The organism is Algibacter agarivorans (assembly GCF_039543245.1).
Taxonomy (GTDB): Bacteria; Bacteroidota; Bacteroidia; order Flavobacteriales; family Flavobacteriaceae; genus Algibacter_G; species Algibacter_G agarivorans.
In genome coordinates, this window is the sequence record NZ_BAABJJ010000003.1 from 1 (window position 1) to 20,086 (window position 20,086).

Genomic DNA, 20,086 nt, shown 5'->3' on the forward strand with positions numbered 1-20,086 from the left:
GGTTTGTTTATTCTAATTTACGAATTATATCGCTGATTTACAAGTATTTGTGTGTATCTGAAAGTGCCTATTAAAACCAATTAATATCTTCTATTAACCAACCAAAAAACTGACTACCACATCAGTTTGCTTTTCTATTGCTTCCATGTCTTCCAACTACAATATGCAGGATATATAGCCTTAAATATAACGTAAAGGTTGCGTTTTTAGGTTTTCAATTTAGTATTTGATTTTTTGGAATTATAATACCTCATGGACTTTCTCCGAGGTGTTTTATTAATTCTTAAAAATGTGTTCATACCGGACTTGCTTTATTTATTAAAAGTAATGCTCCAAATACCTCTAACTTCATTTAAATCATATCCAAAAGCTTTGTCTTTTGGATATAAAGCTGTTATTTTTTTATATGTTGCTTTTTCTATGGTTTTATTAGGTTTGCCATGACACTGTAAACACATTGCATTAGTGGTTATTGGATAAAATACCTGTACTTTATCATTCCGTTCTTTTACTTTTGGATTTGGTTCTTCTCCATTTGCAATAATCTGTTTAAATGTTTTTATGTGTTTTAACTCTTCTTTATTAGCTTGGTTATTTTCGTTTCTAGGCTTGTCTGAAACACGTTTAATTATGGCATTATGCACCAAAGCCATACTATCTGTTATGGGGTATGCTCTTTCATTGCAAAATGCTAAAGCTTCAAGAGTCCCTTTTTTTTGAATGGTTTCCATTAAATTTTTACCCAATACGGCTTTTATAGTTAATGCATATTTTAATCCACGTTCGTTATAAGGTAAATCTTGGGATTTAGTTTGGGATTGTTTTTTTTGCATACCGCTTACTTTTCCTTTGCCGTTTCTCATTCCTTGACCTTTGCCTTTTTCTTCATTGAAGTGGTCTTCAAACCATTCTGGTTGCTCAATATCAAAATCAAACAGATAGTCGGCAATTTGCTTTATGGTCTCTTCAGGATAAGGTGTTTTTGGCATTACGCCAAAGCGATTTATAGCACCAAACATTTTTGCATTGTCTTTATTTGGATTTTTTATCCAAGCTTGCATTGCTGCAATAAATTGTTCTTTTGTTGTATCATCATTTATATAATGCTTTTTTATGGCTATCATTGGTGGTGCAATTCTATCATTATGGCTTGCAGAAGGACTATGGCAAACATAACAATTGGTTTCCATTAACTTTTTTCCTGGATGGTTATTGGTTTTTAATTGTTTTATGGAAGCAGAATATTCTTTGTTTTTAGAATTGTTACAACTAAGAATTAAGACTGAAAAGAAAATAAGTAACACAAAATTTTTCATGAACTATTACATTTTAATAATACAGCATAAAATTAGTCCATACTATTATCATGTCTTGTAACATTAGTTACCTAATAGGTATTATATTTAGAAAAGATGAATAATTAAAAATTTGATTAAATTGAAATAAGATTTGGTAGGGTTTTAATAAAAAATGTATATTTGCACCCATCAAAAAGGCCTCGTGGCGCAACTGAATAGCGCACTTGATTACGGCTCAAGAGGTTACTGGTTTGAATCCAGTCGAGGTCACTTCAAATTAAATCCAATTAACTGATATAAAGTTGATTGGGTTTTTTCGTTTTAGCCAATGTGTCACCTTTTGATGGATAGGTTAGTAAGCTTAAGAAATACCCTTAAAATGGTTCGTTCTATATTATTGCTAAATAACTTTCAATAAATGAAAACTTTTAGGAAAGATATCTCTGAATGAAAAGATTTTTTAAAAAAGAACGGGGATATGCAAAAAATAGCAAATATTCGCTTTCAGAGAAAGGGGGTACGTCACGAGTCTTTTAGACAGTATGATTATTCAATTCTCTATTAAAAAAATTAAATTTCAGTACTTTAATATACTAAATATTCTGCTTTTTCTATGCTCAAAATTTGACTTTCTTACGTCAAACTCAGGTTAATAGGATGAACTACTTGATGGTTTTTTGAAAAAAGCATAATATTTAGTTTGTTTTATTCAATCGCTTCTCATTTCTAACTAAGGGAAAGCAAGTTTAAAATATGGATATAGGTACTTGATTGACTTATATAACATAAAAAGGGGAAAGCTTTAAATGACTTTCCCCTTTTTGTAACTAAACTAACTAAATAAACTCATTGTTTTAAAGTCTTAAACTAACTTGTTTATCCTTAAGAAAAAATAGGCTGTTACTAGTAAACCAGAGAAGGTAATCTCTTCTTTTTTAAAAACAAATTATAATATAATATTAAGGTCTGCTAGTAAGCTTATACAGAGTTAAATCATCCATATAAAACTTAAGCCTCTCCGTATTGGTGTTGATTCCTCTTATCATATAACCTACTTCACCTGCTGCGGCGAATTGGACAACAGAAGAGCTATAGAACCATTCTCCTGTAGTTGTGGTAGGCGCAAAAGTTACATTGTCTCCAATACCCCAGTTGGTACCAGGAGTCCAATACATCCTAACATTTGCTTCTCCTGTTATATTTCCTAAATCCTCTATATATATCCAAGCACCCATCTCATACTTAAAACCACTTTCTACAGTAAAAGTGATATCTGCACCACCTGCATCTTTGTGCCCAATAATCATTCCTCCATTAGGTCTAAACTCTATGTATAAACTTTTGTCTCCAGTGTGGGCTCGATCAAAAGACACGCTTAAGTCATATTCACCCCATTGTCCTCCCCACCATAGGTAAGGCCAATTACTATCGTCAGAAGTTTCAATTGAATGATCTACATTAAGGCTTTCTAGAATATTTGTCTTTATAAAATCAGTGAGTATAGCATCTGTAATAGTAGTAGCCTGTACAGCATCAAGTGTACTTAATACACCTGGTGTATAAGATATTTTGACGATATCGTCATTGTACATCACTTCGTTTGCTAACTCAACAACAAGAATATTACCTTCATTAGCATCAACTGTAACACTAGCTATTTCAGGATTTAACGTAGCACCTCCAGCAGTATCAATAGAAACAGTAAAATTGTTTTTATTTACCGTTGCTGGATCCATTTCTCTACTAAACTCTAATCCAATTTTTGTTTGAGCTTCTTTTTCAAAAACTCTATCAAGTACTACAGGCTCGGTAGATGGATTAACTTTGATGAAATTTTTGATATAAATAGTGTCAGCATCCGTTGGTCTTGTTCTTGATGCAATAAATTGCAAGTCCCAAGTACCTAATTTACTGTAACGCACATCTGTTTCTGCATCTGGATCATCTGCTATAAGAACTTGTTCTGGTTTAGCACCATTTAAGCTCCAATTAAAATCAGTTGGTTCACCTGTGCTACCTTGAGTTAAACGTACATACTTACTAGCGATAATTTCATTTTCAGCATTATTTGACAAATTTAAAGGGGCTCCGGTACTTCCATCATCATTTACATAATTAATTTGAATGTTGGCAGCTACATTACCCCGAACTGTCACTACAATTGTAGTGTCTAATTCTCTGCCTTGGATAGGCTCTGTGCTATCTTCATTAGGATAAACATTGCCACTGAAAACTTGACTTAAAACTACATCATACACCCCAGGCTCATAAAAGAAACCTTTTATTACATCTCTAGCTGATGTGTTTCCATCTTCACCAGAAATGTTTGTTGCGTTTGTTGGAAACGTCCAAACGCGTGATTTTACGCCACGAGATAAATCACCGAAATCTATATGACCACCAATATTAATAGTGTTTTCAAAATTCATTTCAGAGGTTACTATAACTCTGTGGTTAGGCTCAACTAAAGTAACTGATTCATCTTCATTACAGCTAAAAAGTAATAATGAAGCTATGAACATAAATTGTAAAATCTTTATATTTTTCATAATTGCTTTTTTTAATTATTTAAATTATCGTTTGTTTGTACCTCTCCACTAGGTATTGGAAAGTAGTTGTGCTGTGTTGGACTATAATTTTCAGCAGCTTTAACAAAATCGGGTCTTATTCTTTCTGCAATAAACAAAGGAGCTTCACCGACTACAAGTGTACTAAAATTGGTTTGTCTCCATACTTCATCTGCATGTAATTCATCAAATACTTCTTTAGCAATACCCCAACGTACTAAATCTTTCCATCTATGGCCTTCAAAGCATAACTCAATTGCTCTTTCAACACGTTGTAAATGGGTTAAAACTGTTTGTGGGTTAGCTGCAACCAATGGGTGATCTCCATGTACCTGCTTACTTACGTGTAATTGAGGAAACGAACCTCCATTATCATCCATGTATTTTTGTAGCGTAATTACTCCAGCACGACTTCTAACCATATCTATATATGCAATAGCAGTAGTATAATCGTTACTGTCTTTAAGAACAGCTTCTGCATACATTAATAGCACATCAGCATATCTAATATGTCTAAAGTTAATACCTGATCTGTTTTGAGCAGGTTCTGCTTCTAAATGATACCAGTTAGAATGTTTTTTAACATAAGCACTTTGTCCAAAACCCCAGCCTCTAGCTTCAGTATAAGGGATTTGATAATATAAGCCTTCTCCATTACTAGGAGCAATAGTTGAATTCATTCTTCTTGATTCTATATTATCATCGTTAATAGGATTCTCAGTATCTACTTCATCATAAACTAACATTTCATGAAGGTTATAAGAAGGAAGCACAGTATTAAATGCACCAAAGTTTAGTTGCCCTACAGCAGTTGCCATTGCAGAAGATTCAGCTCCAGATTCGAATGCGCTATCATCAACAACAGCACCATTAACACCTGGTGCAATATCAAAAGAATAGTTTACTTCAAAAATAGATTCTTTATTGAATTCATTTTCGTGCTGAAAGTTATCCTCAATATTTCTAGTTAATTCGTAAACTTGAGAGTCTATCACTGTTTTAAAAAGACTAGCAGCTTCACCCCAGTTTTCGTCGTATAAATATACTTTACCTAATAAGCTAGTTGCAGCTCCCCAAGTTGCTCTTCCTTGGTTTTTAGCATTCCATGTTTGTGGTAAATTATCTTTTGCAAACTTTAAATCTGGAATAATTATAGTTGAATTTATATCATCAATGCTTGAAAAAGGTTTTGAGAACTCTGCATCAGTTGAAGCAACTTTGTCATGGATCATACCACCTCCATAGGTGTGGGCTAATTGAAAATAGAAAAATGCTCTTAAAAAACGTGCTTGTGCTTCTATTTCGGCTTTTGAATTATCAGAGAATTCACTATCCTCGGCAGTTTGGATATACTCGATAACCTGATTCGCTCTAAAAATACCGATGTATAATTCATTCCATTTATCGGTGACATGATAAATACCATCATTAAAAGTTAAGTTTCTAAACGCATTTGGACGGTACCAAGATTCTGTGCCAGCAATATCTCCCAATACAAATTCGTATTGTAATTCTCCACCACTTACGCTTTGGAATTGCAACGCGCTATATGCAGCTGAAAGTGCACTAGTAAATTGTTTCTCAGTCTTCCAAAATGTATCAGGTGTGATAGCATTAGGATTTTGTTCATCTAAAAATGTTGCTTCGCTACATCCAGTAAACACCAGAGCAGCAAGCAAGAATAGATTTAAAATATTGTTGTTAATTGACTTCATAGTTATATTTTTTATTTTTAAAGACTTATTTGTACACCTAGCATGAATTGACGTGTTACAGGGTAACTGCCAGCATCAACGCCTCTAGTGAATAATCCATCTCCACCAACTTCAGGATCATAACCTGTATAGTTAGTAAATGTAAATGGATTTAATGAAGATAAGTAAACTCTAGCTTTTTCAATACCAACGTTTTCAGTTCCTGGAATAGAATAACCAATTGAAAGCGTTCTGATTCTTAAATATGTACCATCTTCTAAGAAATAATCAGATGCAGCTCTCACATTACTGTGAAATGCATTTTGTCTAAAAGTTGGAACATCTGAAGTCGGGTTTTGCGGGCTCCACATATTAACTAAATCTCTGTGTCTTCCACCACTATACGCATATAATTTAGCACCATTATATACTTCAGCACCATAAGCTAAGTAGCTTTGTACAGCTAAATCAAATCCTTTGTATTGAACATTTATATTCAATCCTGCTTCAAATTCTGGTTGACCAGAACCTGAATACGCTCTATCATTATCGTTGATTTTTCCGTCATCATTAACGTCTTTATACCTCATGTCTCCAAGTTGAGGAGAACTTACGCTAGCCAAATTTAGTAGTTTGTATTCATCCAATTCTGCTTGGGTTTTTATCACACCATCATTTTGAAATAAGAAGAAAGCACCAGCTTCGTGGCCTTCAGCAAGGAATGTTGTAAACTCTGTATTTGGTCCTCTAGAGTTAACTGGCCTACCATTAGCAAAGCCTCTTTCAATGCCATTTAAATCTGTTACTTCATTGACATTTTTAGTAAACGTTCCAGAAATATCAAAATCAAAATCCTCTCCAATTTTATCTCTATAACTTATTGCTATTTCAATACCTTTATTAGTCATATCTCCTGCATTAACTATTACAGAATTGTATTGAGAAGCAGCTCTAGGTTGAGACGTTCCTGTTGAAGGAGGTAGAGGCTGACTTAAAAGCATTAAAGATTTACTGTTTTCGTAAATATCAGCAGTAATATTTAATCTATTATTTAACATAGATAAATCTATACCAATATTTTTAGAAACTTGAGTTTCCCATTGTATGTCTGTGTTTGTATATCTTCTTTGGGTAAACCCGAAACTTAATTCTTCATCTGCTCCAAAAGGGTAATTAGCACCCGATTCTATAATTGGAATGAAAGAATATGGAGAAATACCTTGGAACCCTAATTCTGCCCAACTTGCTCTAAATTTAAGAGAGCTAATGGCATCTACATTAAACCAGTTTTCTTGATCTACATTCCAACCTACAGAGACTGCTGGAAAACCACCATATCTATTTTCTTCAGGAAAGTTAGATGATCCATCTCGCCTGTAACTAGCAGATAATAAATACTTACCATCGTAATTATATTGAATTCTTGCAAGTTTACCTGATAGGGTTTGAGCATTTTCAGTTCCAGTAGGTCTAATACCTTCTGCTCCAGCAGATAAAACTTGTACGTCATTACTAGCATCATCTCCAAATTGTACACCAACACCAATACTTCTTGATTGTTGTCTCTCGTAAGATGCTACAGCTAGTAAGTTTAAATTGTGCTTACCAAAGCTTTTAGAGTAGTTTAAAATATGCTCTATAGTTTCTCTCTTATTGAAAATGTAGCTCTCTTGTAATATAGCATTAGGGATAGAAGCGGTTGGGTTATAAGTTCCCGTCCTTGAAAATGCCAAATATTGTGGTCTAAAGAATTTTCTAAAGAAGTTCCACTCATTTCTACCTATGTTTAATTTGTACTTTAAACCTTTTAAAACTTCGTATTCTAAGTTAACAGCAATGTTGTTACTTTTTATCTCTCTCTCATCAACATTGTCAAGCTGTCTTGATAAGAAGCTATAGAAAATTTCGTTTCCAACATCCAGCTCAACACTGTTTTCTCCAATACTTGGGATTTCAGATAATGGTCTAGCCCATGGGCTTTGTCCAATACCATATTCATATAAAGCAAATGGTTCTTGACTACGGTTTTCTGTGGTAAAGCCCATTGTTGCAAAAGCTTTAAATTTACCTTTAATGAACTGTCCTGTAATACGGTTTGTTAACCTATCAAAACCAGAATTAAGTAAAACACCATCTTGTTTAAAGTAATTCGTGTTAAAGTTAAAAGTTAGGTTTTCTGCGCCTCCAGAAATATTTAAATCCACATTCTGCACTAGAGCGTTATCTTCTTGCACATCTCCAACAAAGTCTGAATCAAAATCTAATGCATTAGGGTTGAAGAAAAATGTTAATGGTTCTGTTCCTAATTGTTCTGTAGTAACTTCTAAGTTGTAAAGTTGCTCTGTTGTATTCATCAAAGGTGTTCCAGAAGTAATATTCTGGATACCAGTATAGGTGTTGAAGTCAACCTTCATTTTACCAGCTTTACCTTTTTTAGTTGTAATTAAAATTACACCACCAGATGCTCTAACACCATAAATAGAGGCGGATGCACCATCCTTTAATATATCGATAGATTCTATTTGCTCAGGAGCTATGTTAGGGTTTCCTTCTTGCGGAATATTATCTACAACATAAAGGGGACCTCCACCATTAATTGAAACAATACCTCTAATTTGAACGTTTGAAGCTTCACCTGGACGACCACTTGCAGCCTGAATATTAACACCAGCTACCTTACCTTGAATAGCAGCACCTAAATCTGAAACAGGAGAACTTACAATATCTTCTGCTTTTACTTGGGTAACGGCACCTGTAACTTCTTTCTTTTTCTGGGTACCATAACCAACTACAATAACCTCATCTAATTCAGACATGTCTTCTTCTAGGGTCATATTAATGGTACTGTTGTTTTGAACAGTTACTTGCTTGGTTATAAACCCAACATAACTAAAAACTAAAACATCATTAGTGCTAGCGTTGATTTGATAGTTTCCATCAAAATCTGTCACGACGCCGTTATTAGTGCCCTTAACCAGAATATTAACTCCAGGAAGTGGTTGCCCATCTGAAGAAACATTTCCGCTTACTTGCTTGGTTTGTGCTTGAATTAAAGAAAAACTAATCAACATCAATGCAGATAAACTAAATCGTTTGATACTGCATATTCGTAATTTTAAGCTCATATTTTTATTAATTTAAATTAAACTTTTGCCAAATATTGTGAAAATATTAACAAACTCTTTAATATGTGACTTGACAAAAACTGAACAAGCTCTTTTTTGATATTCCCTTAACTTGACTATAACTTGATTATAAAATAGATTCTCTTTCGGGTTTACTGCTTAAATATTAACTGGAATTGAGTTTTTAAAAGATTTAAGCTAATACATGGTTTCCTTAAAATTAATCATCATCTAGTACATTACAAATAGATCTTTTAAATCAAATAATTTCTATGTTATCCTTATGTCTAAATTAATAAAAAAACATGAGTTTTTCAACCTATTATCACACTAACCAAATTAGTTTTATGAATTAAAAGCCCAATGTCATTTTACCTATAAATAATAATTTTTGTCAAGTTTATATCAAGTGGCTTCAAACTAATCGTTGATTTTATATATATATATTTAGTATTTATTAGCTTTAACTGCATTAACATTATGAAAAAAATTACTCTTATATTTTTGTTGGCATCTGGATTTTCATTTGCTCAAAGCATGGTTACTTGGACAAATGCACCAACCAATCTTACTTTTTCGCCTGGGCAAGAAATTGGAATGGAGATAACGTACAGCACTCCAGATTTAGATTATATCTGTGTTTGGGTTAGGGAAGTTGATGCAGCCGAACAAACTATTGCTGAATATGGAGCCTTTATGACTTGTCCTCTTTCTGGGTCACCGTCTGATACGCATCCTAATAATGATGTTATAAGTTATAATTATACAATTCCTGCTAATGTACCAGAAAGTAACACTTTAGTTGCTGGACATTTTTATAAGCTAATAATTTTTTTGGTTGATGATGGTGGAGGGTCAGCTAATGGTAGTGTAAATATTGCAGTATCTTCAGCTGTTAGTAATTCGCAAGTAACGGCAAATCTAAATGCCAAACACATTGTAGGAAGTACTGAAACATTTGACCGTTCAAAATTTATTACTATTCATGCAAATCAAACAGAGAATGAATGGAATGGAACTAATTTTACGGCTGATTTAAAAGACCATTTTTTAAATGGTTATGATGTTTACATGGGTAGAGATACTGGTGGAATTACATGGAATTCAAATCAAGTTCAAGAAGATCCTACTAGAACAGGATATGCTAACCCTGCTCATATGGCGTCACTTGGTTTAAATAGGCGTAATTGGTATGCTTCACAAACAAATTTACATTCCTATGAAGTAAGAAACAATTTAATTGTAGGTGCTCAAAAATATCCTTTTTGGACAGGGACTGGACAAGAAGCAACAAATCAAGGCTGGAGTTTTGCCAATGGAACGGCGACGGGAGAATACATGGGAAGGTATATAAATGAGTTTCATGGCAACAATGGTCAACCCATTCCATCTTATATAGAAATTATAAATGAACCTGCTTATGAGCATCTTGGAGGTCCAGAAGATTATTCTAATTCATTACAAGAAATTGCAGATTTTCATAATGAGGTTGCTTTAGCTATAAAAGCTCAAGTACCAACCGCTTTAGTTGGTGGTTATACAACGGCATTTCCAAACTTTGAAAAAGGTAATTTTCAACGTTGGAACAACAGATGGAAGTTATTCATGGATGTTGCTGGTAATAATATGGACTTTTGGTCTATTCATTTATATGATTTCCCTTCAATTGGAGGAGGGCAGAAAAAATTACGCTCTGGAAGTAATGTTGAAGCAACTTTTGACATGATGGAACAGTATAGTTATATGTCTTTTGGTCAAGTAAAACCTTTTGTAATATCTGAATATGGTGCACAAATGCATGATTATTCGCAACAACAATGGAGCCCATATAGAGACTGGCTTCATTTAAAAGCACAAAATGCCCAGTTAATGTCTTTTCTTGATAGACCAAACAACATTGCTTCTGCTATGAATTTCTTAATAGTAAAAGCAGAATGGGGGTATAATAATGGCATCCCATACAACCATCGTTTAATGCGTAAAGAAAATGAGCCTACAAGTTATACAGGCCAATGGATTTACACAGACATGGTTAAGTTTTATCAGTTATGGAGCAATGTAAATGGAACTCGAATCGATACGTTTTCAGATAATTTAGACATTCAAGTTGATGGTTATGTAGATGGCAACAAGGCATACATCATACTTAACAATCTTAATTTCAACGATGAGGTTATTGATTTAACTTTATTGGAAACTGAAGGCGAAACCATTTCTACACTCACTAAAAAACATTTATATCTGGATGGTGGTAATTTACCAGTATTATTAGAAGAATCATTAGCTACAGATACTCCAGCTGTTACACTGAATTCTGAAAGCACGATGATTCTGGAATATACTTTTAATAATTCTATTTTAATTGATGAATCTAATACCGAAACTAAATATTATGCTACAACTTACTTGCAGCCAATTGTTGCAAATCAAGCCGTGAATTTTCAAGTAAATAGTGTTTCTAAAAACACTTTTGGTGAAGCCGTCTTGAGGGTTGGTATTGGCAGACAACATGGTTTGTCGTTACATCCTATAATAGAAGTTAATGGCACTTCAGTTCCTGTTCCAAACAATTGGAGAGGTGATAATCAATTACAACGTGAACGGTTTTTTGGCGTTTTAGAAATTCCAGTTCCATTTGATTTGATACAAGCAAATAATACTATTTCAGTAGCGTTTGGTGATTCCGGAGGGCATATAAGTACCTTAACATTACAAATATTTAATTTTAGTAGTGATTTAAGAAACCTAACTTTAAGTGTTAACGATTTCCAATTAGCATCCTCGATAAAGGTTTATCCTAATCCCACTTCTGGAATAATAAATTTTAAAGGTTCTATAAACTATAAAGAGATTACTATTTATAGTATTACTGGAATAAAAGTAGCATCATTAAAAGTAAATGATGTTATTGATATTTCTAATCTTGTTAATGGGCTTTATTTCTTACAAACAGATAGTGGGTTGAATTTTAAAGTGTTAAAAAAATAACTTTTCATAAGTTGTCAAGTTTTTGTCAAGTCTTAAATAAAGCAATGCACGTGGTAAATAATTAATTTTAAGCTAAATTTTAAACTTAAAACTAATATTATGAAAAAAATTACTTTATTCTTTATGATGTTCGGCTTAATGGCCAGCACAACATGTTTAACTGCACAGACTTACTATTCTGTTGCTATGAATGGAGGTACCGTTTATGCTTCTAATCCGGGTAGCTTTGCTGGTTATCCTTGGGGTGGTGTTCCTAACTATTCTTTTAATAACTCTAATAGTAGTGGAATAAGCCTTCATATTACAAATTACGATGAAACTAATCCTTCGGTTGGTCCTGAATTATTTATTAATTTCTCTAGAGTTGGTTTTGGAAATGCTCCTCTTAACTGGGGCAATGATAATGCCACAACTCTTGCCACCTTAACGCCTTCAGATTTTACAGCTGGTGAGGCTACTGTTGTGGTTGATATACCAGCAGGTTATTTACCTGTAGAGTTGACTGCTGATTATGTAGCAGGTTACCTATATATACTTCAAGTTGTAGGTGCTAATCCTTCCGGTGATCAAACATATATTAATTTCGTATCAACCATTGAGGAAGAAATTTTAAGCACAAATGATTTCAATAAAAGTAAATTAGCAGCTTTTTATAATGCAAACCTTGATGCTATTGTTTTTGATAGTAAGATAAGTGGAGATTATTCAATTTATGATTTAACTGGAAGAGTAATTTCTAAAGGTGCTATTTCTAATGAAATTAGTACGGCTTCTTTAAAAGGCGGGGCTATGTATATTTTATCAACAGAGAGTGGTGTGTTGAAATTTGTGAAATAACAGCACAACAATTTAAATATTTTTAAAAGCGGTCGTCTAAAAAGCAATTTTTAGGCGATTTGCTTTTTTGCTATATTTTGATTTTCTATTTCATTTTAAAATTTAGAGTTCTATATCTCAAAATAGAAAAATCAAAAGTAGTTTTATATAATTAAGTTGTACTTTTTAAGGTTGAGAACATATCAATTAGCTCAATTGCTACATTTACTTCAATTGTATTAAGCTTTTTATAACCTTTTCTTCAGTTAAGTTCAGCTCCTTTACAATATGTTGAAATTGTGGTTAATAAGCCAATTATACTAAAAGGTTTAAATAATTTATTTTTTATGTATTGAAAATAAATTTTTAAATATCATAAATCAAATTCTAATTTATTTAGGATTCTATCATACTATATGGATAAATTGGTTACTTTTATTTCTGATTAAAATTGTAATCCAATCTATACTTAATGACCTATATATTTAAAAAACTTTTAAATTCAAGTAACTTTAGCCTTGGTTATATTATTTTAAGTCTAATTTATTTTGGAATAACTGATGGGTTTTCACAAGAAAACAAACAGAATGGTATTAGTTTAAATGCTGAAGAAGCCTACAATAAAGCTCTAGAAATAAGATTTCAAAATCCAGATAGTGCGGTTGTTTTGTTTAATTATAGTTACGAAAAGTACATTCAATCAAAAGACACGCTAAATGCTACAAAAAATTTACTTGAAAAAGCTTTTATTTATGAAACCTCTGCTAAATACGCAAAATCTTATGATGCGCTTTGGAAGGCGCTTTTGTTGATGGATAACATAGAAAATGACGAAGTGAAATCAGTAATCTATCAAAGGTTAGGAAGAATTTATAGTTATTATAAAAGAGAGGATAAATCCATCGAATTTTTAAATAAGGCTTTACAAACACAAAAAAAATTCTTATCAGAAAACAATCGGGGTACAGCACTATTATCCTCATATTATTATTCAATAGCAGCTACCTATCGTGAACTTAATAAGCCTGATTTGGCTAAAATTTATTTGGATTCCAGTTATACATATTATGATGAGAAGGAATCTCCAACACCTAAAGCCTATTTGGATTTTGAAAAGGCTATTTATCTTTCAAAAAAAAATAAAGGGCTTGAAGCGATAAATATTATGGAACGTATTCATCCATGGTTTGAAAACAATATACCTTCTTATATGGTGCTTTACTATAAATATTGGGGTGATATTTATTTAGCATTGAATAATCTTAATAAAAGTGAAGCATATTATTTAAAATCCTTAAAAGCATCATCAGATTATAAAAGCCATATTGACTTTACGCCATTAGTCTATGAAAAATTGTCTGAAGTTTACCTCCATAAGAATGACTATAAAAAAGCTTATGAAAACATTAATAAAGCCAAAGAACTAGACAGGCAATTTTTTGACAGTAGAAGCCCAGAAAATAAATCATTGTTAGAAATTAAAGATGACTATAGATTAGAAAAAGAGAGGCAAGAAAAATTAATACAAGCTCAGCATTTGAAGCAATTAGAGCAAGAAGCCGAAATTAAAAATTTGCAAAGAATAATTCTATTTGCTTCCGTGATTTTTATTTTAGTAATAGGTTATTTCTATATTAAAAACCTAAGAGATAAGCATAAGGTAGAAAAGCAGTTAATAAGGCGGAATCAGGAGTTAGAAAATCAAAAAGCAAAAGAGCTTTTGGAGCTGAAGAATAAAGAATTGGCGGCTTCTGCGTTGCAACTTATTGAAAAAGATGAGTTTTTGAAAAATTTAAAAACTAAAGTAAGAGAGGGGGATCCCATTATTAAAAAGAGTGATTTAAATAAAATATTAAGATCAGTATCTGTAAATAGTGATAATACATGGGACGAATTTAGACATCGGTTTATTGAGGTTAATAAAGAATTCTATGATAAAATATTTAAAAAATTCCCTAACCTTAGCCAAGGTGATCAAAAAATTTGCGCTTTAATCAAATTAAATATGTCTAGTAAAGAAATGTCTAGGCTATTAGGTATATCCGTTGAGTCAGTTCATACATCACGTCACCGAATCAGAAAAAAAATGAATCTTCCAAGAACTATAAATTTAGAAGACTACATAAATTCCTTATAATATAGTTTTTGTCAACTTCAAGTATCGTTTTTAAAGATTTTGTATAGTTTTAGTCAAGTTGGTTTTAACTTGAATTCAAACTCTTTGTAGTTGTAAATAAGCGTGGATTAAAAGAAATTTCATTTTAATTGAGTCATTAAAAGTCTTTTTTCAGAAGTATTTTTCATTATACATTAGGTTATTAGTGTCTAAAAATGTCAGTGGTTAAAATTATAAAGCTAGATTGTAGATGGCAGAACGCCTTTGAAAGAAGACCGCTTTTTGAAGAAAATATTAGGTAGCCTATATGCCGATAAAAGGTACATATTCAAAGAACTTTCCATCTTATTGTTTGACCAAGGACTTCATATGGCAACGGGCATTAGAAACAATAAAACGTATTAATGACACTGAAAGAGTAAAATACCGCAACGCAAACAATCGGTCATTGAAACTGTAAATGACCAACTAAAAAACATTGCCCAGGCTGAACATTCCTGACATAGGAGCTTTGGCAATTTCATAACCGATTTAGCCGCCAGCCTTATTGCGTATTCGTTTCAAGAAAAGAAACCAATTATTAAATTTGAAACAGAAAATACAACGCGATTAGCTCTTTTTACTACATCCTTACGTCGAATTCAGGTTCTTAGCTTAAAAATATTTGTTATTCTAAGTATTGTTTTTTTTTATAGGTTTTATAGGTTTTATAGGCGATTACATAGGTCTAAGTCGCTTTTTTTTAATAGATGTTCAGTTATTGTCTAGTTTTTTTTTTGGGGATTTATGGAAATTTAATTCATATTTGCTGAGTAATTTTCAATATCTTCATATGATTATTACAAATTCATTAAAATGTTTACGGTCAAATTGCAGATACTGTAATTTAAGGTAAACACAATATTTACAACTATTTTACTAACAACTAAATTAAACTTATGAAAAAACAATTTACTCAACTATTGGGTTGCTTTACTGTTTTTGTTTTAGCTTTCTCATTAGTAGGCTTTCAAGAAGTAAACGCACAACAAATGATTAGTGGTACCGTCGTAGATGAGGCTGGTATACCTATTCCAGGGGCTAATGTTCTTGTTGAAGGAACGTCTACAGGATCAGTTTCAGATTTTGATGGTAATTTTACTATTTCAACCTCACCAACAGATGTATTGATTATATCTTATGTTGGTTATGTAACGCAAAAAGTATCAGTAGGTAATCAAACAAACATTAAAATTGCATTGGCTGAAGATGCCGCACAACTTGACGAAGTGGTGGTAGTAGGTTATGGAACTCAAAAAAGGAGTGATATTACGGGAGCAATTTCTTCAGTGTCACCAAAAGACTTTGCAGAGCAGCCTATTGCTATAGCTTCTGATGCCCTTCAGGGTCGTAGTCCAGGTGTTCAAGTAAGTAATTCAAGTGGAGCTCCAGGTAGTGTAGCTGTTGTAAGAATTAGAGGAGCTAATTCAATTACTAATAATTCTAGCCCGTTATATGTTATAGATGGAGTTTTAGGAGCCTCTTTTACGGCTTTAAATCCAGCAGATATTCAGTCTATAGAGATTTTAAAAGACGCCTCTGCTTCCGGTCTTTACGGTGCGAGAGGGTCTAATGGGGTTATAATTGTAACTACTAAAAGAGGAAAGTCTGATACACCGGTTATAGAGTTTAACTCCTTGCTGACTACGCAATATTTACCAAACTCTATAGGTAAGTTATCTGCTGCACAACATGCAGAAATCGTAAATTCAAGTTCTGGGACTACAGAGTTTTCTCCAGCTGAAATAGAAGCCTTTAGAACAAATGGTGGTACTGATTGGGAAGATGAAATTTATAGAGAAGGCTCTGATGCGCTTTTACAAAATCATAATTTATCTATTTCAGGCAGGTCTGAAAAAATAGATTATTATATCTCAGGAAATAAGGTGAACAATTTGGGAATCTTAGAAAATTCAAATTATGAAAGAGAAGCCGTAAGAGCTAATATTAATTTTGAAGCTTCAGATAAATTAAGAATGGGCTTTTATATCAATTATTCTGATGAACTTGCAAAGAATATTGGTAATACCAGTTCGCTATTTAATCCAACAGCTGCTGCTATCCTTTACAGCCCTACTGTTCCTGCCTATGGTGATGACGGACGACCAACCCATACAGGTAGATTTTCTGGTATTGCAACATCACCTACAGCAATCGCATTTGGTAGAAATGATAATATATATACAGACAATACGACTTTTAACTTTAACTTAAATTGGGATATCGTTGAAAACGTTTCATATACGTTTACTGGAGCAAGACGTATTCAGCACAGTTCAAATAGGTTTTTTAAAGATGATTTAGCAGATTTGCAAGCTCCTCAAGCTTTTGTTAATGAAAATGAATTTCAACAATACCAACATACTCATATTGTTGAATACAAAAACACGTTTAACGAAGATCATAGATTATCATTAAAAGGGGTATTTGAAGAAACTTGGGCTGAAAGCTTCAGTTCTAGAGCCACAGGTACAGGGTTAACAAACTTAGATCGTAGTTATTTTAATTTAGCTTTAGCAGATACTTATACCATTTCTTCTGGCGAAAGCGAGTCTGGTATAAGATCTTATGTGGCTAGAGTAGAGTATGCATTTAAAGATAAATATTTATTAACCAGTACCGTAAGACAGGATCAATCGTCAAAATTCCAAAACAAATTTAGCAATGCAACATTCCCTTCTGTTGCTATAGGTTGGAGAGTTTCGGAAGAATCTTTCTTGAGTGATTCTAATGTTATTAACAATTTAAAGCTAAGAGCTAGTTGGGGTGAAACAGGTAATGAAGGTGTTGGAGCTTATAGTTCGTTCCCTTCATTAGTAACAGGTATTGGTTCTATTGTAGATGGTTCAACTATTATTTTTGGTGTTGGCCCAGGTGGTTTAACTAATAATGATTTGAAATGGGAAACCACTGCTCAGTTAGATCTTGGATTTGATATTGGTTTTTTCAATAATAGATTTACAGCTAGTTTTGACTATTATAAAAAGAATACAACAGACGTGTTGCTTACAGTTACACCGCCAACTTATATTGGAGGTATAACAGAGCTTCTTAATGCAGGAGAAATTGAAAACAAAGGTTTTGAAGCGATGTTAGAAGGCACCATTATTGATAATGAAGATTTTCAATGGGATGCAGCATTTAATTTCTCAACTAATAAAGCAACAGCTATAAGCCTTGGTAAAGATGAATTTATATTCCCAGCTGGAGGTAATTTTAGCGGTTCTAATGGGATCGGAACTAAAATAGAAGTTGGTGGAGAAATAGGTAACATTCTAGGCTATATTAGTGATGGTGTTTGGGGTACAGATGAGACTGCTGAAGCCTCTGTGTTTGGTGCAGTGCCGGGCGATTCAAAATATAGAGATGTAAGTGGACCAAGTGGTGTGCCTGATGGGGCTATTACGTCTGATGATATTACAACTATTGGAAATGGTGCTCCAGATTTTATTTGGGGTTTTAATAATACGGTTTCTTACAAAAACTTTACTTTAAACTTATTTGTTCAATCTATGGTAGGGCATGATATACTTAATATTAATAGAGCATTGACCAATGGTACTGGTGGAGACAGTTCACGTACAAGTATAGATCAATTAAATGCTTGGACTACAGATAATCAAAATACAACTATACCAGCGTTAACATCTACCTACCAACAACAACCTGAGGATTCTCGATATGTTGAAGATGGAACTTTTATTAGACTTAAAAATATAAGTTTAGCTTATAACTTACCTAAAAGTATTTTAGAATCTACATTTATTGATTCTGTAAGATTATCATTAAGTGGGCAAAATTTATTAACAATTACAGACTACGAAGGATACGATCCTGAGGTTAATGCTGGAGGAGGTTCTAATGTATTTTTAGGATATGATACTGGTGTTTATCCAAACCCAAAAAGCGTAACATTTGGTCTTAATGTTAAATTTTAAAAATTAAAAACTGTTATTATGAAAAAATATTTATTAATTATTGTTATGCTAACCTTTGCGTTTAGCTGTACAACATTAGAAGAAGAACCAAAAGGCTTACTTACGCCTTCTACATACTACAAAACACAAACAGATCTTGATGCTGGAGTTTCAGCAATATATCGCCCATATATGGAATTTTTCCTTAATGCTCAAGGTTCAATACCTACATTAGCAGGAGATGATGTTACCACAAGATTAGGATCTAATAAAGGGGATTATCGCGAGTTTGACCAATTTCAGTACACTGCAGGAAATGGCTGGTTACAGGAACATGGATGGAATCATTTATTTAGGACTATTTTTTATGCAAATGCTGTAATTTCAAATTATACAAATGCACCTGAAGGCCTTGAAAGAGAACAAGCTGTAGCTCAGGCATTTTTCTTAAGAGGATGGGCTTATTTTCAATTGGTAAGAACATTTGGACCTGTACCTTTAGTAACAACAGATGTAGCTTCAGGGGAAGAGCCTAGATCTCCAGAAAGTGATGTATATGATCAAGTTATTAAAGATTTAGACTTTGCTACAGAAAACTTGCCAGATATTTGGCCTGGGGAACCAGGGAGACCTACTGTTTGGGCTGCTAAATTTATGTTGGCAAAAGTATATTTAACGACTGCTGGTTGGCCTTTAAAAAATACAGCTAACTATGCTAAAGCTGCGGGTTTAGCTAAAGATGTTATAGATAATTCTGGTCATGATTTAATGCCTGTTTTTAGAGATCTTTGGTTAGTTGCAAACGATAATAACGTAGAAAGTGTATTAGCAGTGCAAGCTGATAATGGTGGAGATTGGGGCTTAAGCAATAGAATGCCTCTTTCTATTGGTGCGCCAGATGATAGTCCTGGAAATGGTTGGGATGATTATTTTGCTGAAATAGCTTTCTTTAATGAGTTTCCTGAAGGACCAAGAAAAGATGATACGTTTAGAACATCTTTTGCAGGTGGTTCTTTAGCTTGGGAGGAAACTATTCAAGGTAATCCATATTACTCAAAACTTACGGGATATAGCTTACCTCAAAATTGGCAAAATAGTTTGAATCCTTATGTGTTAAGGTTTGCAGATGTTTTATTAATGTATGCCGAGGCACAAAACAAAGCAGATGGTAACCCAAATGGGGATGCTTATGATGCCTTAAACAAAGTTCGAAGAAGAGCTGCAGGAGTTACCGATAACAGTGTTGACTTAACAGGTTTAAATAGTGACGAATTCCATAAAGCTGTAATAGCAGAAGCTGGATGGGAATTTGCTGGAGAGTGGCATAGATGGTACAACTTAGTTAGAAATGAAATGGTTGCAGAGGCTACAGGTAAAAGGATAACGGATGATAGAGAATTGCCACTTATAGGGGCTTCTGCAGGAAGTCCAGAAAGTGCATTCCAAAAATTCTATTATGCACCAATACCATTGAATGAAATGCTATTAAGACCTGATTGGGATCAAAACCCATGTTGTAATTGATT

The 20,086-nt window shown here is 33.1% G+C and carries 9 protein-coding genes, 1 tRNA gene and 1 pseudogene; 7 read left to right on the top strand and 4 right to left on the bottom strand.

Annotated features, from left to right (window positions below; translation table 11 throughout):
- Positions 1-311: 311 nt before the first annotated feature.
- Positions 312-1,316, bottom strand: coding sequence for a c-type heme family protein (locus ABD935_RS01405; RefSeq protein WP_345189731.1), 1,005 nt, complete (start codon positions 1,314-1,316; stop codon positions 312-314).
- A 178-nt stretch (positions 1,317-1,494) separates the two neighbouring features.
- On the opposite strand from ABD935_RS01405, the gene ABD935_RS01410 reads away from it, so the two are divergent.
- A tRNA-Arg gene (locus ABD935_RS01410) sits at positions 1,495-1,568 on the top strand.
- A gap of 689 nt (positions 1,569-2,257) precedes the next feature.
- Here ABD935_RS01410 and ABD935_RS01415 read toward each other — a convergent pair.
- The 3 genes from ABD935_RS01415 to ABD935_RS01425 are packed head-to-tail and all read right to left on the bottom strand — an operon-like array spanning position 2,258 to position 8,684.
- Positions 2,258-3,847 (bottom strand): hypothetical protein, encoded by a 1,590-nt coding sequence (locus ABD935_RS01415; protein WP_345189733.1) that lies wholly within the window; start codon positions 3,845-3,847, stop codon positions 2,258-2,260.
- A gap of 11 nt (positions 3,848-3,858) precedes the next feature.
- Positions 3,859-5,580 carry a RagB/SusD family nutrient uptake outer membrane protein gene (locus ABD935_RS01420; protein WP_345189734.1) on the bottom strand — a complete coding sequence of 574 codons (1,722 nt, stop codon included), beginning with the start codon at positions 5,578-5,580 and terminating at the stop codon, positions 3,859-3,861.
- 17 nt (positions 5,581-5,597) lie between these two features.
- Positions 5,598-8,684: a SusC/RagA family TonB-linked outer membrane protein gene (locus ABD935_RS01425; RefSeq protein WP_345189735.1), complete on the bottom strand. Its 3,087-nt coding sequence runs from the start codon at positions 8,682-8,684 to the stop codon at positions 5,598-5,600.
- Between the two features lie 480 nt (positions 8,685-9,164).
- On the opposite strand from ABD935_RS01425, the gene ABD935_RS01430 reads away from it, so the two are divergent.
- The 6 genes and pseudogenes from ABD935_RS01430 (at position 9,165) to ABD935_RS01450 (ending at position 20,084) form a co-directional block, all read left to right on the top strand.
- Complete coding sequence (locus ABD935_RS01430; RefSeq protein WP_345189736.1) at positions 9,165-11,672, top strand: T9SS type A sorting domain-containing protein; 2,508 nt, start codon at positions 9,165-9,167, stop codon at positions 11,670-11,672.
- A gap of 99 nt (positions 11,673-11,771) precedes the next feature.
- A complete protein-coding gene (locus tag ABD935_RS01435; RefSeq protein ID WP_345189737.1) occupies positions 11,772-12,509 on the top strand; it encodes a hypothetical protein in 738 nt (245 codons plus the stop codon).
- 451 nt (positions 12,510-12,960) lie between these two features.
- Positions 12,961-14,625, top strand: a complete 1,665-nt coding sequence (locus ABD935_RS01440; RefSeq protein WP_345189739.1) for a tetratricopeptide repeat protein — start codon at positions 12,961-12,963, stop codon at positions 14,623-14,625.
- A gap of 225 nt (positions 14,626-14,850) precedes the next feature.
- Positions 14,851-15,225 (top strand): annotated as a pseudogene (locus ABD935_RS16570) (transposase); the annotation flags it as partial.
- Positions 15,226-15,542: 317 nt separating this feature from the next.
- Positions 15,543-18,581 (top strand): SusC/RagA family TonB-linked outer membrane protein, encoded by a 3,039-nt coding sequence (locus ABD935_RS01445; RefSeq protein ID WP_345189740.1) that lies wholly within the window; start codon positions 15,543-15,545, stop codon positions 18,579-18,581.
- An 18-nt stretch (positions 18,582-18,599) separates the two neighbouring features.
- Positions 18,600-20,084, top strand: coding sequence for a RagB/SusD family nutrient uptake outer membrane protein (locus ABD935_RS01450; RefSeq protein WP_345189742.1), 1,485 nt, complete (start codon positions 18,600-18,602; stop codon positions 20,082-20,084).
- The last annotated feature ends 2 nt before the right edge of the window (positions 20,085-20,086 follow it).